This is a genomic window from Rhodococcus sp. LMD (assembly GCF_056108245.1).
Map to the genome: position 1 here is coordinate 5,019,916 of NZ_CM148557.1, position 15,840 is coordinate 5,035,755.

Sequence of the window (15,840 nt, forward strand, 5' to 3'; positions counted from 1 at the left end):
TTGACGCTCCTCTCGTGGAAAACGATGTCTAGTGATCGGCGGGGACCAGGACGGTCCCGGTGCCTTCGAGAACGCGCGCGCCGCCCAGGACGTCGAGCGTGAGATCGCAGCGCACCAGGAGGCCGTCGGCGGTGTCCTCGACGTCGGTCACCACCCCTGCGGCCCGCAGCCGGTCCCCCTCGAACACGTTGCCGAGGAATCGGAACCGGTATCCGGTGACCCGGTCCACGCCGCCGGCCCAGGACCCGAGCATGGACACGACGTAGGCGATGTTGCTCGGCCCCTGATTGACCGTGCGCTCCCCGAGGCCCAGCGCAGCCGCGGCGTTCCGATCGAAATGGATCGGGTTCGGGTCGCGCATGAGCGCCGAGAGGGTCTTCATCCGGGCCGGATCCACCGCATCGACGGTACGTTCGGGAATCTGCTGCCCGACAGCCGGTTTCATGAGATTTCTCCTCGGCGGGGGAACACGATCGAGTTGGTGGTGGAGGCGCACAGCGCCCCGTCCTCACCGTGCAGGTCGAGGCGGTAGCCGACGATGTCGAAGACGCCGGTGCGCCGGCCCACCTTGCGCGTCGCGGAGACGATCTCGCCCGAGACGCGGTAGGTGCCGCCGACGCGCAGCGGCCGGTGCACGACCGTCTCGGTCTCGCCGGCCATCGGTCCGTCGGCCTCGGTGGCCCCGAACACGGCGAACAACTCGTCCCAGCTCCAGCCCATCGCGCCGGTGGCGACGAGGAACACCAGCACCGGGTGCGCGCCGCCGTCGGCGGGGTCGGCGAGCATGCTGTCGAGGACGAGGTGCACCCACCACGGCTCGAGCGTGGCCTGCCCGCCCGGGAAGCGGGTGCCGACGAGGTCGGCGAGCTCGGCTTCGGTCGGCACCCGGCGTCCGGTGTCCACGGTCATCGGGCCGCCGTCGTCTCGAGGTACGGGGCCCGCAGGTCCCGCTTCATGATCTTTCCGGTCGGCGCCTTCGGCAGGGCGTCGACGAAGTCCACCGAACGGGGCTTCTGGTAGGAGGCCAGGTTCCGCTTGGCGGTGTCGATGATCTCCTGTTCGGTGGCGGTCTGCCCGGGCTTGAGGACCACGACGGCCTTGACGACCTCGCCCCACTCGTCGTCGGGGATGCCGATGACGGCGCATTCGAGGACGGCGGGGTGGGCGCCGATGGCCTCCTCGACCTGGATGCTGTAGATGTTCTCGCCGCCGGAGATGATCATGTCCTTGGCCCGGTCGACGATGTAGACGTAGTGGTCTTCGTCCCAGACCGCGACGTCGCCGGTCCACATCCAGCCGTCCCGCAGGGTCTGTGCGGTCAGTTCCGGCTTGTTCCAGTAGCCGAGCATGTTGGCTTCGGAGCGGACCACGATCTCGCCGGGGGTCTTGCCGTCCTTGGGGACCTCGTTGCCGTCGAAGTCGACGACCCGGATGGTGGTGCCGAAGCCTTCCCGGCCACAGGACTTGAGCCGGTGCTCGTTGATGCCGTTGACCGCGTCGAGGTGGTCCTCCTGGGACAGGAACGACATGGTCGTGCCCTCGGTCTGGCCGTACCCCTGGATGAGGGTGCAGGGGAACGCCTCGAGCGCGCTGCGGACGATCGCGGACGGCATCGGGCCGCCGCCGTACTGGATGTTGCGCAGGCTCGACAGGTCGTAGGAGTCGAAGTTCTCCACGGCCATCATCCAGTTCAGCATCGTGGTGATGCCGAGGAACGCCGAGACCCGCTCCGACTCGATGATCTCGAGCGCCTGCTTGGCCTCGAAATTGACCAGCACGACCGGACATCCGTGCTTCATGTAGTTCATCGAGAGGACCACCGGGATGTGGTACATCTGGCCGGTGAGCATGTAGACGTCGGTCGGCACGACCCGCTCGGCGACGGTCTGGTTGAGCATGCCGGCGGCGGCGCTGGTGTGCGAGTGCAGCGCACCCTTGGATTCTCCCGTGGTGCCGCCGGTGTAGAGGATGAAGAACGGGTCGTCTCCCCCGACGCTCGGCGTCCAGATCGGTTCGGCCGGGCTGGAACTCGCGAGCAGCTCCTCGTACGTCCCGTTACCCCCCGGACCGAACTCGAGCCAGTGGCCGACCGAGGCGGATCGGCTCAGTTCCTCGCCCACGGGACGGAATTCGGACGCGGTGATGAGCACCTTCGGGGTGGCGTCGGCGACGAGCCCGAGCAGGGACGGGGTCGCGAGCCGCCAGTTCAGCGGCTGCAGGATCAGTCCCGCGCGACCGACGGCGAAGAACAGCTCCTGGAACTCGATGCTGTTCTTGGTCAGGACGGCGACCCGGTCGCCCTTCTCGAGGCCGAGACCGCGCAGTCCGTTCGCCAGGCGCCGGACGCGCTCGTCGAGGGCGGCGAAGGTGATGCGCCGGTCGTTGGGGACGTCGTACAACGCCATGCGGTTCGGGGTGAGGGCGGCCCACTTGGCGGGGATGAGGCCCTGGTTCATCGTCATGGTGGCTCCGGAGGCTCAGTACGGGAGGTCGAGGGCGATGTGCCGCTTGGTGAGCACCCAGTCGCCTCCGCTCCTGGTCCATTCGTCCTCGTACTTGCCGGTGGACAGGGCCCGGAGGGCACCGTTCTCCGCGGAGGTGATGAGCAGGTACGACACGGTGCGGACGTTCTTCTCGTCGATCTCGTCGATCAGCAGATTGGTGGTGATGTGACGCCGCTGGTCGGTCTGGGACTCGTGGGCTCCGCGGAACAGGCCCATGATCTCCTCGCGTCCGTTGAGCGGCCCGATGAGGTCGCCGTCGCCGATCTTCATGGTGAACACGGCGGTTTCACCGAAGACCCGCTCGACACCGTCCATGTCGCCGTCGTCGTAGGCGAGAGCGTAGCGGGCGAGGGCGTTTTCGATTTCGTTCCTGAGCGACATTACGACTACTCCTGCCGAAGGGAGGGGAGGGAGATGTGATGACAGTCACTTTATACTAATCATGCGCATTGTCTAGGGGTACGAAGACCCCGGTTTCCGCGCCGGGAGACGACGCTCAGCGTGATTCGGACACGGTCCAGGTGTCGTGCCCGGTCAGCAAGGACTGCAAGGAGTCTCGTCGACGGGACTCGCCGGTGCGGGCGCTCTCGTTCTGCTCGCGCACGAGGTCGTCGTAGGTCGGGCGGGCGACGCTGCGGAACACGCCGAACACCGTGTGGTCGAGGTTCTGATCGGACAGTCGCGACAACGCGAACGCGTACTCCGGGTCGTCGGCGTGCGCATCGTGCACGACGATCGATCCCGGATCGGCCGACGCCGTGTCCACCACACGCAGACCGAATCCGTCACGGACGACGCACTTCTGCCCCTCCGCACCGAAGACGATCGGCTCACCGTGGCGCAGCGGGATCACCCGCTGCTCCGCGTCCTCCTTGCGCAGCACGTCGAACGATCCGTCGTTGAAGATCGGGCAGTCCTGGTAGATCTCGACGAACGCGGTGCCCCGGTGCTCGGCCGCGCGGCGCAGCACGTCGGTGAGCCCCTTGCGGTCGGAGTCGAGCGCCCGGGCCGCGAAGGTGGCCTCGGCACCGAGTGCGAGGGAGAGCGTGTTGAAGGGGTGGTCCACCGAACCCATCGGGGTGGACTTGGTGACCTTCCCGACCTCGGACGTGGGCGAGTACTGCCCCTTCGTCAGCCCGTAGATCCGGTTGTTGAACAACAGGATCGTGAGGTTCACGTTGCGGCGCAGCGCGTGGATCAGATGGTTTCCCCCGATCGAGAGGGCATCGCCGTCACCGGTGACCACCCACACCGACAGGTCGGGCCGCGTGACGGCCAGGCCGGTCGCGATCGCCGGCGCGCGGCCGTGGATGGAGTGCAGCCCGTAGGTGTCGAGGTAGTACGGGAACCGGCTCGAGCAGCCGATGCCCGAGACGAACATCAGGTTCTCGCGGCGCAGCCCGAGTTCGGGCAGGAAGTTGCGGATCGCGGCCAGGATGACGTAGTCACCGCAACCCGGGCACCAGCGCACCTCCTGGTCGCTCGTGAAGTCCTTGGCCTTCTGCGGGGTGTCGGTCGTCGGGACGAGCGCGGTCGCGCTGAGTCCGAGATCGGTGCCCACCCGGCTGATCAACTCGGTCATGCCGATTCCTCCTCGCGGTCCGGCGCCGGCCGGTACTCGGCCGCAGCCAGCGCCGCGGTGGTCTTGGCGTCTTCGAACTCGCGTAGGGTGCCGGCGAGCGCGGCATCGATCGCGTCGACGATCTCGTCGGCGAGAAAGGCCAGACCCTCGACCTTCGTCACCGGCTGGACGTCGACCAGGTAGCGCGCCCGCAGCACACTCGTCAGCTGCCCCAGATTCATCTCCGGCGCGATCACCGTGCGATACCGGCCGAGCACCTCACCGAGGTTGCGTGGCAACGGGTTCAGGTGCCGCAGGTGCAGGTGGGCGACCGCGGTGCCGCGGCGCCGGGCGCGGCGGCACGCCTCGCCGATCGGGCCGTAGGAACTGCCCCAGCCCACGATCAGCAGTTCGGCCTGCCCCGACGGATCGTCGACCTCGGCGTCCGGGACGGCGATCCCGTCGATCTTCGCCTGCCGCAGGCGCACCATCAGATCGTGGTTGGCGGGATCGTAGGAGATGTTGCCGCTGCCGTTCGCCTTCTCGAGGCCACCGAGCCGGTGCTCGAGGCCGGGAGTCCCGGGTATCGCCACGGCACGGGCGAGGGTCTCGCGGTCCCGCGCGTAGGGACGCAGGGGTGTGCCGGCGGCGTCCGGGCCGGTCTCGTAGTTCGGATCGATCGGGGCGAGCTCGTCGACCTGCGGGATCTGCCAGGGCTCCGAGCCGTTGGCGATGGCGCCGTCGGACAGCAGCAGGACCGGCGTCCGGTACGTCAGGGCGATGTGGGCCGCCTCGACGGCCGTGGCGAAGCAGTCGGCCGGTGAGCGCGGCGCGAGCACGGCGACGGGCGACTCGCCGTTGCGTCCGTACAGTGCCTGCAGCAGATCGGACTGCTCGGTCTTGGTCGGCAGGCCCGTCGACGGTCCGCCGCGCTGCACGTCGATCACGACGAGCGGGATTTCGGTCATGACGGCCAGGCCGATGGCCTCGCTCTTGAGGGCCAGACCCGGGCCGGAGGTGCTGGTGACACCGAGTGCGCCACCTAGAGAGGCGCCGACCGCGGCGCCGATCGCGGCGATCTCGTCCTCCGCCTGGAAGGTGGTCACGCCGAGACCGCGGTGCTTGGTCAGCTCGTGCAGGATGTCGGAGGCGGGGGTGATCGGGTACGTCCCGAGGAACACCTCGAGCCCGGACAGCTCACCGGCGGTCACCAGACCGTAGGCCAGTGCGGTGTTGCCGGTGATCTGCCGGTACGTGCCGGCCGGCAGGTCCGCCTTGGCCACCTCGAACGTCGTCGCGAACGTCTCGGTGGTCTCGCCGTAGTTCCACCCGGCCTGGAACGCGAGCAGGTTGCCCTGGGCGACCTGCGGTTTCTTGGCGAACTTGGTGCGCAGGAACTCCTCGATCCGCTCCACCGGCCGGTTGTACATCCACGACAGCAACCCGAGCGCGAACATGTTCTTCGCGCGCTCGCCGTCCTTGCGGCTCAGGCCGGCGGGTTCCACCGCCCCCACCGACAGGCTCGACATCGGAACCTGATGGATCACGAACTCGTCGAGACTGCCGTCGTCGAGCGGGTTGGCGGCGTAGCCGACCTTGGAAAGGTTGCGCTTGGTGAACTCGTCGGTGTTGACGATGACGGTGCCGCCGCGCGGCAGGTCGTCGATGTTCGCCTTCAGTGCCGCCGGGTTCATCGCGACGAGGACGTCCGGTCGATCACCCGCGGTGAGGATGTCGTGGTCCGCGATCTGGATCTGGAACGACGACACGCCCGGCAGGGTGCCCTGGGGCGCCCGGATCTCGGCGGGGAAGTTGGGCTGCGTCGCGAGGTCGTTGCCGAACGCGGCCGCCTCGGAGGTGAAGCGGTCACCGGTCAGCTGCATGCCGTCGCCCGAGTCGCCCGCAAAGCGGATGACGACTCGCTCCAGCTTGGTGGTGTTCGCGTCCGTTGTCATGGGTTCCTGCCTCTGGTCCGCATTCTGCCCCTACGGGGCTTCCTTCACGAGTTGCTTGGCCAGCGAATCGAAGATCACCTCGGTGGAGCCCTCGTAGATCCGCATGGGACGCGCCTCCCGGTAGAGACGTTCGAGCTTGCCGCCGCGCACGAGCCCGAAACGGCCCATGATCTGCACCGACCGGTCGACGACGCGGGCCGCCGCCTCGGTCGCTCCGACCTTCGCCATCGACGACAGGTGCAGGTTGGCGCGGGCGTCGCGGGCCGAGGCGGCGGCCGCGCGGTAGGTCAGCGAGCGCGCCATCTCGATGTCGGTCCAGCAGGAGGCGAGGTGCTCGGGCACCGACCCCAGGCGCGCGAGGCTGACCCCGAAGCCCTCCCGGGACTTGGCATGGGCGACGGCCTCGTCCAGCGCGGCCTGGGCCACGCCGACCGCGGCGCCGGCCACGGACACGCGGAATGTCGCGAGGGTGGCGAGGACGAGCCCGAAGCCCTTGCCCGGCTCCCCGATGCGGTTGCCCACCGGAACCTCGACGTTCTCGAGGATGACGTCGCTGAGCACGTGCGGCGCGATGATCTGGTGCGGGTGCTCGATGCGCAGGCCCGGCGCGTCGGCCGGGACCAGTACGAGGGAGTATCCGTCGCCCTCGCGGGCGAGGATGCTGTAGAAGTCCGCGTCGCCGCCGTTGGTGATGAAGGACTTGTGGCCGTCGACGACGAGCTTGCCGTCGCGCTCGACGACCGTGGTGCTGAGGGCCTTGAGATCGGATCCGACGTGCGGCTCGGTCAGGCCGAGCGCGGCCACCGCCTCGAGCCGGGCCACCTTGGGCAGCCACTCCGCCTTGAGTTCCTCGGACCCGCCGACGCTGATGCAGTAGCTGCCGATGCCCTGCATACCGAACATGGAGTCGAGGTGAGCGGACTCGGCGGCGAGGGCCTCGCGCACAATGGTCACCGCGAGGGAGTCGACCTTCTCGAAGCGGCCACCGTAGGCGGCCGGCACGACGACCTCGGTGAGACGGGACGCGGTCAGCCGCTTGCGGACGTCCGGGTCGAAACTGTCCGCCTCGTCGGCACGCGCGGCGATGTCGGCGCACTCGGCCGCGAGGTCGCGGGCTTCCCGCTGGAGGTCGAGGTATCGCTGCGGCAGGGCGAACAGGTCCTGCTGGTCGTCACTCACCTTGTACTCCGTTCTGGCGATGCGTCCGCTCACCGGGGGCGCCACGGTGCTGTGACTCGGTGCGGTCTCGGCCATTGTCGTGAACTGGATCACTATCCGCTAATCTATGATCACAATAGCAAGGAATTGGGTACCGTCAACCAGGACCAGCGGAGGAATTCGATGACCGATTCAACGACCGGCCGGACCCGCCCGGGATTCGACCCCACGCGCGCGTTCGATCTCACCGACCGCACCGCGATCGTCACCGGCGGCAGCCGGGGCCTCGGCCGCGCCATGGCGTTCGGGCTGGCCCGGGCCGGCTGCGACGTCGTCATCGCCAGCCGTGACCTGGCCTCGTGCCAGGCCACCGCCGACGAGATCACCGAGGAGACGGGCCGCAAGACCCTCGCGCACTCGTTCCACGTCGGCAGGTGGGAGTCGATCGAGGAACTCGTGGACGCGGCCTACGACCACTTCGGGAAGATCGACGTCCTGATCAACAATGCGGGCATGTCCCCGCTGTACGACAGCCTCGACACCGTCAGCGAAACACTGTTCGACAAGGTGGTCGGAGTGAACCTCAAGGGCCCGTTCCGGCTCGCGGCACTCGTGGGAACCCGCATGGCGCAGGGTGACGGCGGATCCATTATCAACATTTCCAGCGCCGGGTCCGTCCACCCGAGGCCCGACATCCTGCCCTACGCCGCCGCCAAGGCCGGACTCAACGCCGTTACCATCGGCATGGCGCACGCGTTCGGTCCCACGGTGCGCAGCAACGCGATCATGGCCGGTACCTTCCTCACCGACGTGAGCAACTCCTGGGACATGGAGGCATTCTCGCGGCGGGCGCAGAGCTTCGCCGCCAAGCGCGGCGGCCAGCCCGACGAGATCGTCGGCGCGGCCCTGTACCTCGCGAGCGACGCCTCGAGTTTCACCACCGGTTCCATCGTCACCGTCGACGGCGGCCACCCCTGATCCGCCCGGAAGGACAAGACATGACCACCGCCACCACCGCCGTCACCCAGCAGCGCTTCCAGCTCGCCTACGGCGACTGCGACGCCGTAGGCATCTCGTACTTCGCGATCAACTACCCGTGGATGGAACGGACGTACAGCGTCTGGCTGCACTCGTTCGGCCTCGACAGCCACACGATGCTCGACACCATCGGCGTCTACACCGTGGGCTTGAAGTCGGAGTGCCAGTACCTCACCAGCTGCGAGGTGTTCGACGAACTGACCTGCACGGTCGTCCTCGACCACCTCGGCACCACGTCGTATGCGCTCGGATTCGACTTCCAGCGCGGCGACGAACTCGTCGCGCACGGCAAGATCACGTTCGCCGTGCGAGGCGCGGACGGGAAGAAGGCGCAGATTCCCGAACGACTGCTCGCCGCCCTCCACACGCTGGAGCCACCGAAATCGGCTTGATCACCGTCGCTTCCGGAAACGGGCGTCCACCCTTCAGGGTGGACGCCCGTTCTCGTCGAGAACCCGTTTCACCGAAATCCATTGACATCATTCAAATCGTATTTATAGTTATCAGCACTTAGTGATCCGGATCACTTCCACCTCCGGCCCCAGACCCTCGGCGGAGCGGCACGACCCCGACCGGTGCCTGCCGGCACCGATCCTGCTCGACCCCTCGATTCGACGATCAGGAGATTCCAGAGTGACCGCAGTCGAACCCCGCCCCACCGCCCCCGACATCCTCTCCCCCGAGTTCCTCGCCGATCCCTACCCGTTCCACCGCGTACTGCGCGACCACTACCCCGCCCTGCGCCACGAAGCCACGGAGAGCTACCTCATCAGCCGGTACGCCGACTGCGCCGAGGCCTTCCGCAGCCCGAAGTTCTCCAGCCGCAACTACGAATGGCAGCTCGAGCCCATCCACGGGCGCACCATTCTGCAGATGGAAGGTCGCGAGCACTCCACGCACCGCGCGCTGCTCAACCCGTTCTTCCGCGGCAACGGACTCGAGAAGTTCATGCCGGCCATCACGCACAACGCGGCCGACCTGATCGGCGGCATCGTCGCCCGCAACGCCGGCGAGCTGCTCGGCGAGGTGGCCGGACAGGGCGAGGCCGAACTCGTCTCCCAGTTCACCAGCCGGTTCCCCATCAACGTGATGGTCGACATGCTCGGCCTGCCCAAGAGCGATCACGAGCGGTTCCGCACCTGGTACTTCTCGATCATGGCCTACCTCAACAACCTGGCCGGAGACCCCGAGATCAACGCCGCCGCCGAACGCACCCACGTCGAGCTGCGCGAGTACATGCTGCCGATCATCCGCGAACGACGCTCCGGCGACGGCGACGACCTGCTCTCCCGCCTGTGCCGCGCGGAAGTCGACGGTGAGCAGATGTCCGACGAGGAGATCAAGGCCTTCGTCAGCCTGCTCCTCGTCGCCGGTGGTGAGACGACGGACAAGGCCATCGCCAGCATGATCCGCAATCTCATCGACCACCCCGACCAGATGCGGGCCGTCCGCGAGGACCGCAGTCTCGCCGACCGCGTCATCGCCGAGACACTGCGCTATTCCGGACCCGTCCACATGATCATGCGCCAGACCGAGGACGAGGTGCAGATCGAGGACTCGACCATTCCCGCGGGGGCGACGTGCATCATGATGCTCGCGGCCGCCAACCGCGACGAGCGCCACTTCTCGAATCCGGACGAGTTCGACATCTTCCGCACCGATCTCAACGTCGATCGGGCCTTCAGCGGCGCGGCCAACCACGTGCAGTTCATTCTCGGCCGGCACTTCTGCGTGGGTTCGATGCTCGCGAAGACGGAGATGACCATCGCGCTGAACCTCGTGCTCGACACGATGGACTCGATCGAGTACCAGGACGGCTTCGTCCCGCACGAGGAAGGCCTGTACACGCGCAGCATCCCGGAGCTCCGCGTGAAGTTCGAACCGACGGGCGCCCTCGGCTGAGACCGGACACCCCGAGCACAGCCCTCGACGAGATCCGCGAAACGGCCGGTCGTCCGCGTAAGCGAATACTTACGCGGACGACCGGGACCGTCGCGGATCGGAAGTCCTTACTGCAGGGTGTAATCCGTCAGTACCCGCCGGCCCGGCGTGAAGGTGGCCGGGATGCGCTGGTAGCCGGTGTTCACGCCCTGTCGCGGGTAGGGCTGCAGCGCGTCGTAGTCGACCTCGTAGTCCGGCATCCGTTCGAGCACCTGGCTGATCAGCGCGTGCGACATGTACCGGCCGAGATGCGAACCGGCACAGCGGTGCACACCGATACCGAAGGCGGTGTGCCGGTTGGGCCAGCGCTCGATGTCGATCTCGTCGGGCTTGTCGAACAGCTCCGTGTCCCGATTGGCGGAAGCCCAGGACAGCAGCACCCGGTCGCCCTTGCGCATGGGGCAGCCGTGGAACTCGACGTCGTGTGTCACGGTGCGGGCAAGGGCCTGAGTCGGCGAGAAGTACCGCAGGAACTCCTCGATGGCATGATCGAGGAGATCGGGATGGTCGGCCAGGCGCTGCCGCACGTCCTTGTGGCGGCTGAGCCAGACCAGCGAGTTGCTCACCAGGGAGGCCGTGGTGCCGACGCCACCGGAGATGAGCAGGTCGACGATCGCGAACACGTCGTGATCGTTCATCGGGCTGCCGTCGACCTCCTGCTGGACGAGGTAGCTGATGATGTCGTCCTTCGGGGCCGCGCGCCGTTCGGCGATGGTCTGCTCGATGCGGCCGGCGAGGTACGGGAAGTCGACCTCGACCGCGCGGGTGTGCTCGGGGGTACCGGGGATCCCGGCGAGCACCTGGAAGTGGGCGTTGGAATAGCGGCGCCACTCCGAGACGTCGAGGCCGAGCCACTCGACCGTGACGATGGAGGGCACCCCGATGACCGACGTCAGGTCGCACTCGCCGCTCTCGATCACGCTGTCGATGAAGCCCGCGACGTGCCGGTCGATCGTGGGCTTCATCTTCTCGACGGCGGCCGGCGCGCTGACCGGGTTGACGATCCTGCGGTACTTGCGGAACTCCGGCGGATCGAGCTCGATCGGAATGTGATCGTGGTGCGGGGTTTTCGGGATCACCACGGACAGTCCCTCGCCGCCGTACTCGCTGCGCGCCGAGGAGAACGTCTCGTCGTCGCGTGCGGCGTCGAAGACCGAGCTGTAGTCGGAGAGCACCCAGTAGCCGCCGTGGGCGGGAGTCCAGCCGATCTTGACGGTTTCCCGGATCTTCCGGTACGACTCGGCCGGGTCGGCCGAGTGTTCGGGCGAGTTGTGGTCGAAGTGGACGACCGGGCAGCGGGCGGGGCTTTCCATCGTGCGTTCCTTCCGAGTCGGGATTCGGCGGCGAGCCGGGGTTCTAGGTCTTGGCGAGCAGTCCGGCGTCGATGGGCAGCACCACACCGGTCACGTAGCGGGCCTCGTCCGAGGCCAGCCAGACCAGCGCGTTGCTGATGTCGACGGGCTCGACCCAGGGGACGTCGAGCTCGTTGCGCCGACGGCAGTGGTCGACGATGTCCGCCTGCGTGGGCGATTCGAGGTCGGGACGGTAGATCCGGTACATGGCGTCGTTCTCGATCATCTCCGTGCGGACGGTGCCCGGATTGAGGGTGTTGACCCGGATACCGTGTTCGCCCAGTTCGTTGGAGAGGGTGCGCATGAGGCTGACCACCCCGCCCTTGCTGGCGGCGTAGTGCCCCAGATTGCGGCTCGCCCGGATCGCCGCGACGGAGCTGGTGAGCACGATCGCGCCGCCGGTGCCCTGTTCGATCATGCGGGGGACGACGGCCCGCACGGTGCGGAAGACCCCGGTGAGGTTGACGTCGATGACGTTCTGCCACTCCTCGTCACTGAGGTGCCAGGTGGGGGTGAAGCTCACGATGCCGGCGTTGGCGCAGACGATGTCGATGTGCCCGAACTCGTCGACGGCGTCGGAGACGAGCAGGTCGAGGGCCGCCTGGTCGCGCACGTCGACGACCCGGGACAGGCAGCGACGGCCCGCAGCCTCGACGAGCCGGTGGGTCTCGGCGAGGTCGTCGGTGGTGGCAAGCGGATACGCGACCGTGTCGATGTCCTTGCAGGAGTCGAGGATCACGACGTCGGCGCCCTCCTCCGCGAGGCGGACGGCATTCGAACGTCCCTGTCCCCGTGCGGCGCCCGTGACCAGCGCGACCTTCCCGGTTACTCGACCCATTTCCGATCTCCTCTTCTGCTCGAACTGTGACGAAGAGCACCTTAATGCTTATTATCATTATTAGCTAGCGCGCCCACAAGGTCCGAAGGTCCCCCATCGTCGGACACCTACGTCCCGCGCCGGAACAGGTTCCGGAGCCGCGCGCACAACAGTCAGACGCAACAGCAATTGCTGTCGCGTCTGACCGGAAAGTGCGCGGGTGTTCGGCGGGGTCCGCCCGCCGAATGTCACACCGTCGTCGGCTCCCTCAGGACACCGCCGGGTTCGGACGGGGATCCGGCCGCCCGCGCCGCGGCCCGGCCCGCTCGGTAGCCGAACACCAGTGCCGGACCGAGCGTTCCACCGGCTCCGCCGTAGACCATCCCGGTGGGGGCCGCCATGACGTTGCCCGCGGCGAACAGCCCGGGGATGACGCGATCGTCGACGTCGAGGACCGCGCCGTCGGCGTCGGTGCGCGGGCCGCCCTTCGTGCCGAGCGTGCTGCTGTGGATCTGCACCGCGTGGAAGGGCGCCCGCGCGACAGGCCCCAGGGTGGATTCCACGCCCGGGTACTTGGTCTTGTCACCGACGAAGCCGTCGTACACGCTCTCGCCGCGGTGGTATTCGCTGTCGTGACCCCGTCGCACGTCCTCGTTCCAGTGGGCCACCGTCGACTCGAGCGCGGCCGCGGGGACCTCGATCTGCCGCGCGAGATCGGCGAGGGTGTCCGCACGCAGCACCCACTCCGGCGCTTCCGTACCCGGCGCAGCCCCGAACGCTCCGTACTTCTCGACATGGTCGGCGTCGAAGATCAGCCAGCAGGGCTGGTTCGGGTAGTCGAAGTCGTGTGCGTCGAGATGATGGAACGCACCGCCGAGGGCGTTGTAGTTGGTTGCCTCGTTGGTGAACCGGCGTCCGTGCCGGTTCACCATGATCGAATGCGGCGCAGTCCGTTCCCGGTGTACGAGCTGGACCGCCTGCGCGCCGTTCGCCCGCTGCCCGGGCAGCACCGCGACCGGCGCCCACCATGCCTCGCGCATGTTGCCGAGCTGCGCGCCGACACGCATCGCCATGCGCAGACCGTCCCCCGTGCTCGTGGGGACCGTGGCCGGGTGCGCCAGCGGCCCCCGCAGGAAGTCGCGCCGCAAACGCTCGTCCCATTCGAAGCCGCCGGTGGCAAGGACGATGCCGTGCTCGGCGAGCACGTCGTGCGGGCCGCCCCGCCCCTCGAACCGCACACCCGTGACGCGGCCGGCCTCGTCCTGGATCAGCCGCACGCCGCGCTCGCCGGTGTGCACCGCCACGCCCTCGTCGAGACAGCCCTGGAGCAGGGCCGCGACCATGCCACGGCCGAGACCCTCCACGTGGTCGCGCTCGCGCTGCTCCTGCACGTCGGCCGGAAGGTGGCCGGTGCCACCGCCGATGGGGGTCTCCGTGACCGTCATACGCCGCGGGACCCCGACGAGCTTGTCCTCCCACCGCCCGAGGTCGATGAAGCTGAACAACTCCGGTTCGAGCGAGCGTCCGCCGTGCGGCATGCCACCCGGCCGCTCGGGGTGGTAGTCGGGGTACCCGGCGACGAGGCGCATCTTCAGCGGGGTGGTGTCGAGCCACTCCAGCAGTTCGGGAACCGTGTCGACGAACGCCTCGGCGAGTTCGGGCAGGATCATCCCGTGCGACAACGACTCGAGGTAGGCGAGGGCCCCCTCACGCGAGTCGGCAATTCCCGCCTCCCGCGCGTACCGGTTGTTCGGCAGCCACGCCACGGCGCTCGACAAGCACGTGGTGCCGCCGAGCAGTTCGCCCTTCTCGAACACGCCCACCCGGGCGCCGCTCCGGGCAGCCGACAGCGCGGCGCACAGTCCGGCGGCTCCGCTGCCGAGCACGACGACGTCGTACTCGGCCGTTTCTTCGTTGTGTTGCATCGCAATCCCTCTCTCGGGTGGTTCAGTCGACGACGGCGGACGGACTCGGTCGACGCTGTCCGTCCTGCGTGGTGGGACGCGAGGGCTCGGGTGCTGTCGCAGCGGTGAGAACCGTCCCGTAGTCGGTGGTCGGTGTCGCGTACCGGACCTCGAGCCGGCGTTCACCGAAGTACCAGCGGCCGTCCTGCCGGACGTAGCGGTCGTGGTACCGGAGTGCGAGGATGCTCTGCACGCCCGCCCGGGCGAACTCGACATGGCAGGGCACGATGCCGCGTGCCGTGTCCTCGCCGGTGAAATCCACCGTGCCGGGGTGCGGGGTGTGCACGCTGACGCCGTCGTAGCCGTCGAGCGCGGTCCGCACGTAGGCGACGATCGCGTCCCGTCCGCGCAGCGTCTCGGTCAGGCCGCAGAATGCGGCCTCGGGCGTGTACAGGGCGGCCAGCGTCGCCATGTCGTGGTCGTCGACGGCCAGGGCGTACCGTGTGGCCAGTTCGCGGATCTCGAGGACGTCCGCCGTCCGTCGCGGGTGGCGGTCCCGGGTATCGCGCATGTCGAATCCTCCCGTCGCTGAGGGCATGTCGGGGCCCGGCACTACTTCACCAACGCGCCGGCGTCGATCGGCATCGTGATGCCGGTGACGTAGCGGGACTGGGATCCGGCGAGGAACAGGACGGCGTTGCTGACGTCGTCGGGCTGCACGAACGGGACGTCGAGGGCGTGCATGCCGTGCAGCAGGGGTTCGACCTGCTCGCGGGTGGGCTGCACCTCGTCCGGCAGGAACAGTTTGTAGATCGCGTCGTTGAGCAGCATCCGGGTCTCGACGTTGGTCGGCAGGACCGCGTTGATCCGAATGCCCTCGGGTCCGAGTTCGTTGGCGAGGCTGCGCATCACGCCCAGCACACCGTGCTTGGCAGCGGCATAGTGGGCGTTGTTCGGCAGCCCCTTCAGTCCCGCGATGGAACTGATCAGCACGATGCTGCCGCCGCGGCCGCCCGCCCGCAGGTGCGGGACGGAGGCCTTCACCGTGTTCCACACGCCGGTGAGGTTGATGTCGATCATGTCGCGCCAGATGTCGTCGGTGAGATCCTCGACCGGATAGCTGCCGGCGATCCCCGCGTTGGCGACGACGACGTCGAGGCGGCCGAACCGTTCGACGCCCGCCGCCACGGCCTTTGCGACCGCTGCCGAATCCCGCACGTCCGCTTCGGCGGCGACGATCTGCCTCCCCTCGGCCTGCACCAGCCGGACCGTCTCGTCGAGGTCCGCCCGGGTGGCCATGTCGTACGGGGCACCCTGCACCGGCGCGCACAGGTCGAGTGCGATGATGTCGGCGCCCTCCCGGGCGAGGCGCACCGCGTGGTTGCGTCCCTGCCCTCTCGCCGCACCGGTGACGAATGCAACCATGCCGTCGAATCCCACGGTGTAAGCCTTTCGGTGTTCGGTTCGCGTCCCGGACGGGGTGGTCGTGACGTACCGGCGTCGATCGCCGGTGGCGCACCGCGCCGGGAACTGCGCGAAGACAACAGCGGAAGAAATCTGTGCATATGATTATGCTCACATCACACCCCGGTGAGTCAACGGCAGAACCC

General features: G+C 68.1%; 15 protein-coding genes. 3 read left to right on the top strand and 12 right to left on the bottom strand.

Going from position 1 to position 15,840, the window contains the following annotated elements:
* Positions 1-28 precede the first annotated feature (28 nt).
* From ACWPQI_RS22995 to ACWPQI_RS23025, 7 genes are all read right to left on the bottom strand, one after another.
* On the bottom strand, positions 29-445 hold the full coding sequence (locus ACWPQI_RS22995; RefSeq protein ID WP_010594009.1) for a MaoC family dehydratase: 417 nt from the start codon (positions 443-445) through the stop codon (positions 29-31).
* On the bottom strand, positions 442-909 hold the full coding sequence (locus tag ACWPQI_RS23000) for a hypothetical protein (RefSeq protein WP_010594010.1): 468 nt from the start codon (positions 907-909) through the stop codon (positions 442-444). The genes ACWPQI_RS22995 and ACWPQI_RS23000 overlap by 4 nt, the downstream gene beginning before the upstream one ends.
* On the bottom strand, positions 906-2,462 hold the full coding sequence (locus ACWPQI_RS23005) for an AMP-binding protein (RefSeq protein WP_010594011.1): 1,557 nt from the start codon (positions 2,460-2,462) through the stop codon (positions 906-908). Before ACWPQI_RS23005 ends, ACWPQI_RS23000 begins: the two co-directional genes overlap by 4 nt.
* Positions 2,463-2,477: 15 nt before the next feature.
* Positions 2,478-2,885: a nuclear transport factor 2 family protein gene (locus ACWPQI_RS23010; protein ID WP_003938439.1), complete on the bottom strand. Its 408-nt coding sequence runs from the start codon at positions 2,883-2,885 to the stop codon at positions 2,478-2,480.
* Positions 2,886-3,000: 115 nt separating this feature from the next.
* Complete coding sequence (locus ACWPQI_RS23015; protein WP_010594013.1) at positions 3,001-4,086, bottom strand: 2-oxoacid:ferredoxin oxidoreductase subunit beta; 1,086 nt, start codon at positions 4,084-4,086, stop codon at positions 3,001-3,003.
* Entirely contained in the window at positions 4,083-6,020 is a 1,938-nt protein-coding gene (locus ACWPQI_RS23020; protein WP_010594014.1) for a 2-oxoacid:acceptor oxidoreductase subunit alpha, read from the bottom strand. The genes ACWPQI_RS23015 and ACWPQI_RS23020 overlap by 4 nt, the downstream gene beginning before the upstream one ends.
* A gap of 30 nt (positions 6,021-6,050) precedes the next feature.
* Positions 6,051-7,199 carry an acyl-CoA dehydrogenase family protein gene (locus ACWPQI_RS23025; RefSeq protein ID WP_082335501.1) on the bottom strand — a complete coding sequence of 383 codons (1,149 nt, stop codon included), beginning with the start codon at positions 7,197-7,199 and terminating at the stop codon, positions 6,051-6,053.
* Between the two features lie 162 nt (positions 7,200-7,361).
* Between ACWPQI_RS23025 and ACWPQI_RS23030 the strand changes: the two genes are divergently transcribed.
* The 3 genes from ACWPQI_RS23030 (at position 7,362) to ACWPQI_RS23040 (ending at position 10,118) form a co-directional block, all read left to right on the top strand.
* The gene (locus ACWPQI_RS23030; protein WP_003938443.1) at positions 7,362-8,156 is read left to right on the top strand and encodes an SDR family NAD(P)-dependent oxidoreductase; all 795 of its coding nucleotides are present in this window, start codon (positions 7,362-7,364) and stop codon (positions 8,154-8,156) included.
* 20 nt (positions 8,157-8,176) lie between these two features.
* Positions 8,177-8,608 carry an acyl-CoA thioesterase gene (locus ACWPQI_RS23035; protein ID WP_248957373.1) on the top strand — a complete coding sequence of 144 codons (432 nt, stop codon included), beginning with the start codon at positions 8,177-8,179 and terminating at the stop codon, positions 8,606-8,608.
* Positions 8,609-8,849: 241 nt separating this feature from the next.
* Positions 8,850-10,118: a cytochrome P450 gene (locus ACWPQI_RS23040; RefSeq protein ID WP_474738514.1), complete on the top strand. Its 1,269-nt coding sequence runs from the start codon at positions 8,850-8,852 to the stop codon at positions 10,116-10,118.
* A gap of 107 nt (positions 10,119-10,225) precedes the next feature.
* On the opposite strand, the gene ACWPQI_RS23045 is transcribed toward ACWPQI_RS23040, so the two are convergent.
* From ACWPQI_RS23045 to ACWPQI_RS23065, 5 genes are all read right to left on the bottom strand, one after another.
* Positions 10,226-11,470, bottom strand: a complete 1,245-nt coding sequence (locus tag ACWPQI_RS23045; RefSeq protein ID WP_010594019.1) for a cytochrome P450 — start codon at positions 11,468-11,470, stop codon at positions 10,226-10,228.
* Between the two features lie 43 nt (positions 11,471-11,513).
* Positions 11,514-12,347, bottom strand: a complete 834-nt coding sequence (locus ACWPQI_RS23050) for a mycofactocin-coupled SDR family oxidoreductase (protein ID WP_474738515.1) — start codon at positions 12,345-12,347, stop codon at positions 11,514-11,516.
* Positions 12,348-12,574: 227 nt separating this feature from the next.
* Positions 12,575-14,251 (bottom strand): FAD-dependent oxidoreductase, encoded by a 1,677-nt coding sequence (locus tag ACWPQI_RS23055; protein WP_304433641.1) that lies wholly within the window; start codon positions 14,249-14,251, stop codon positions 12,575-12,577.
* Between the two features lie 22 nt (positions 14,252-14,273).
* A complete protein-coding gene (locus tag ACWPQI_RS23060; RefSeq protein ID WP_048771434.1) occupies positions 14,274-14,801 on the bottom strand; it encodes a nuclear transport factor 2 family protein in 528 nt (175 codons plus the stop codon).
* A 41-nt stretch (positions 14,802-14,842) separates the two neighbouring features.
* Entirely contained in the window at positions 14,843-15,670 is an 828-nt protein-coding gene (locus ACWPQI_RS23065) for a mycofactocin-coupled SDR family oxidoreductase (protein ID WP_017679801.1), read from the bottom strand.
* Positions 15,671-15,840: the final 170 nt, after the last annotated feature.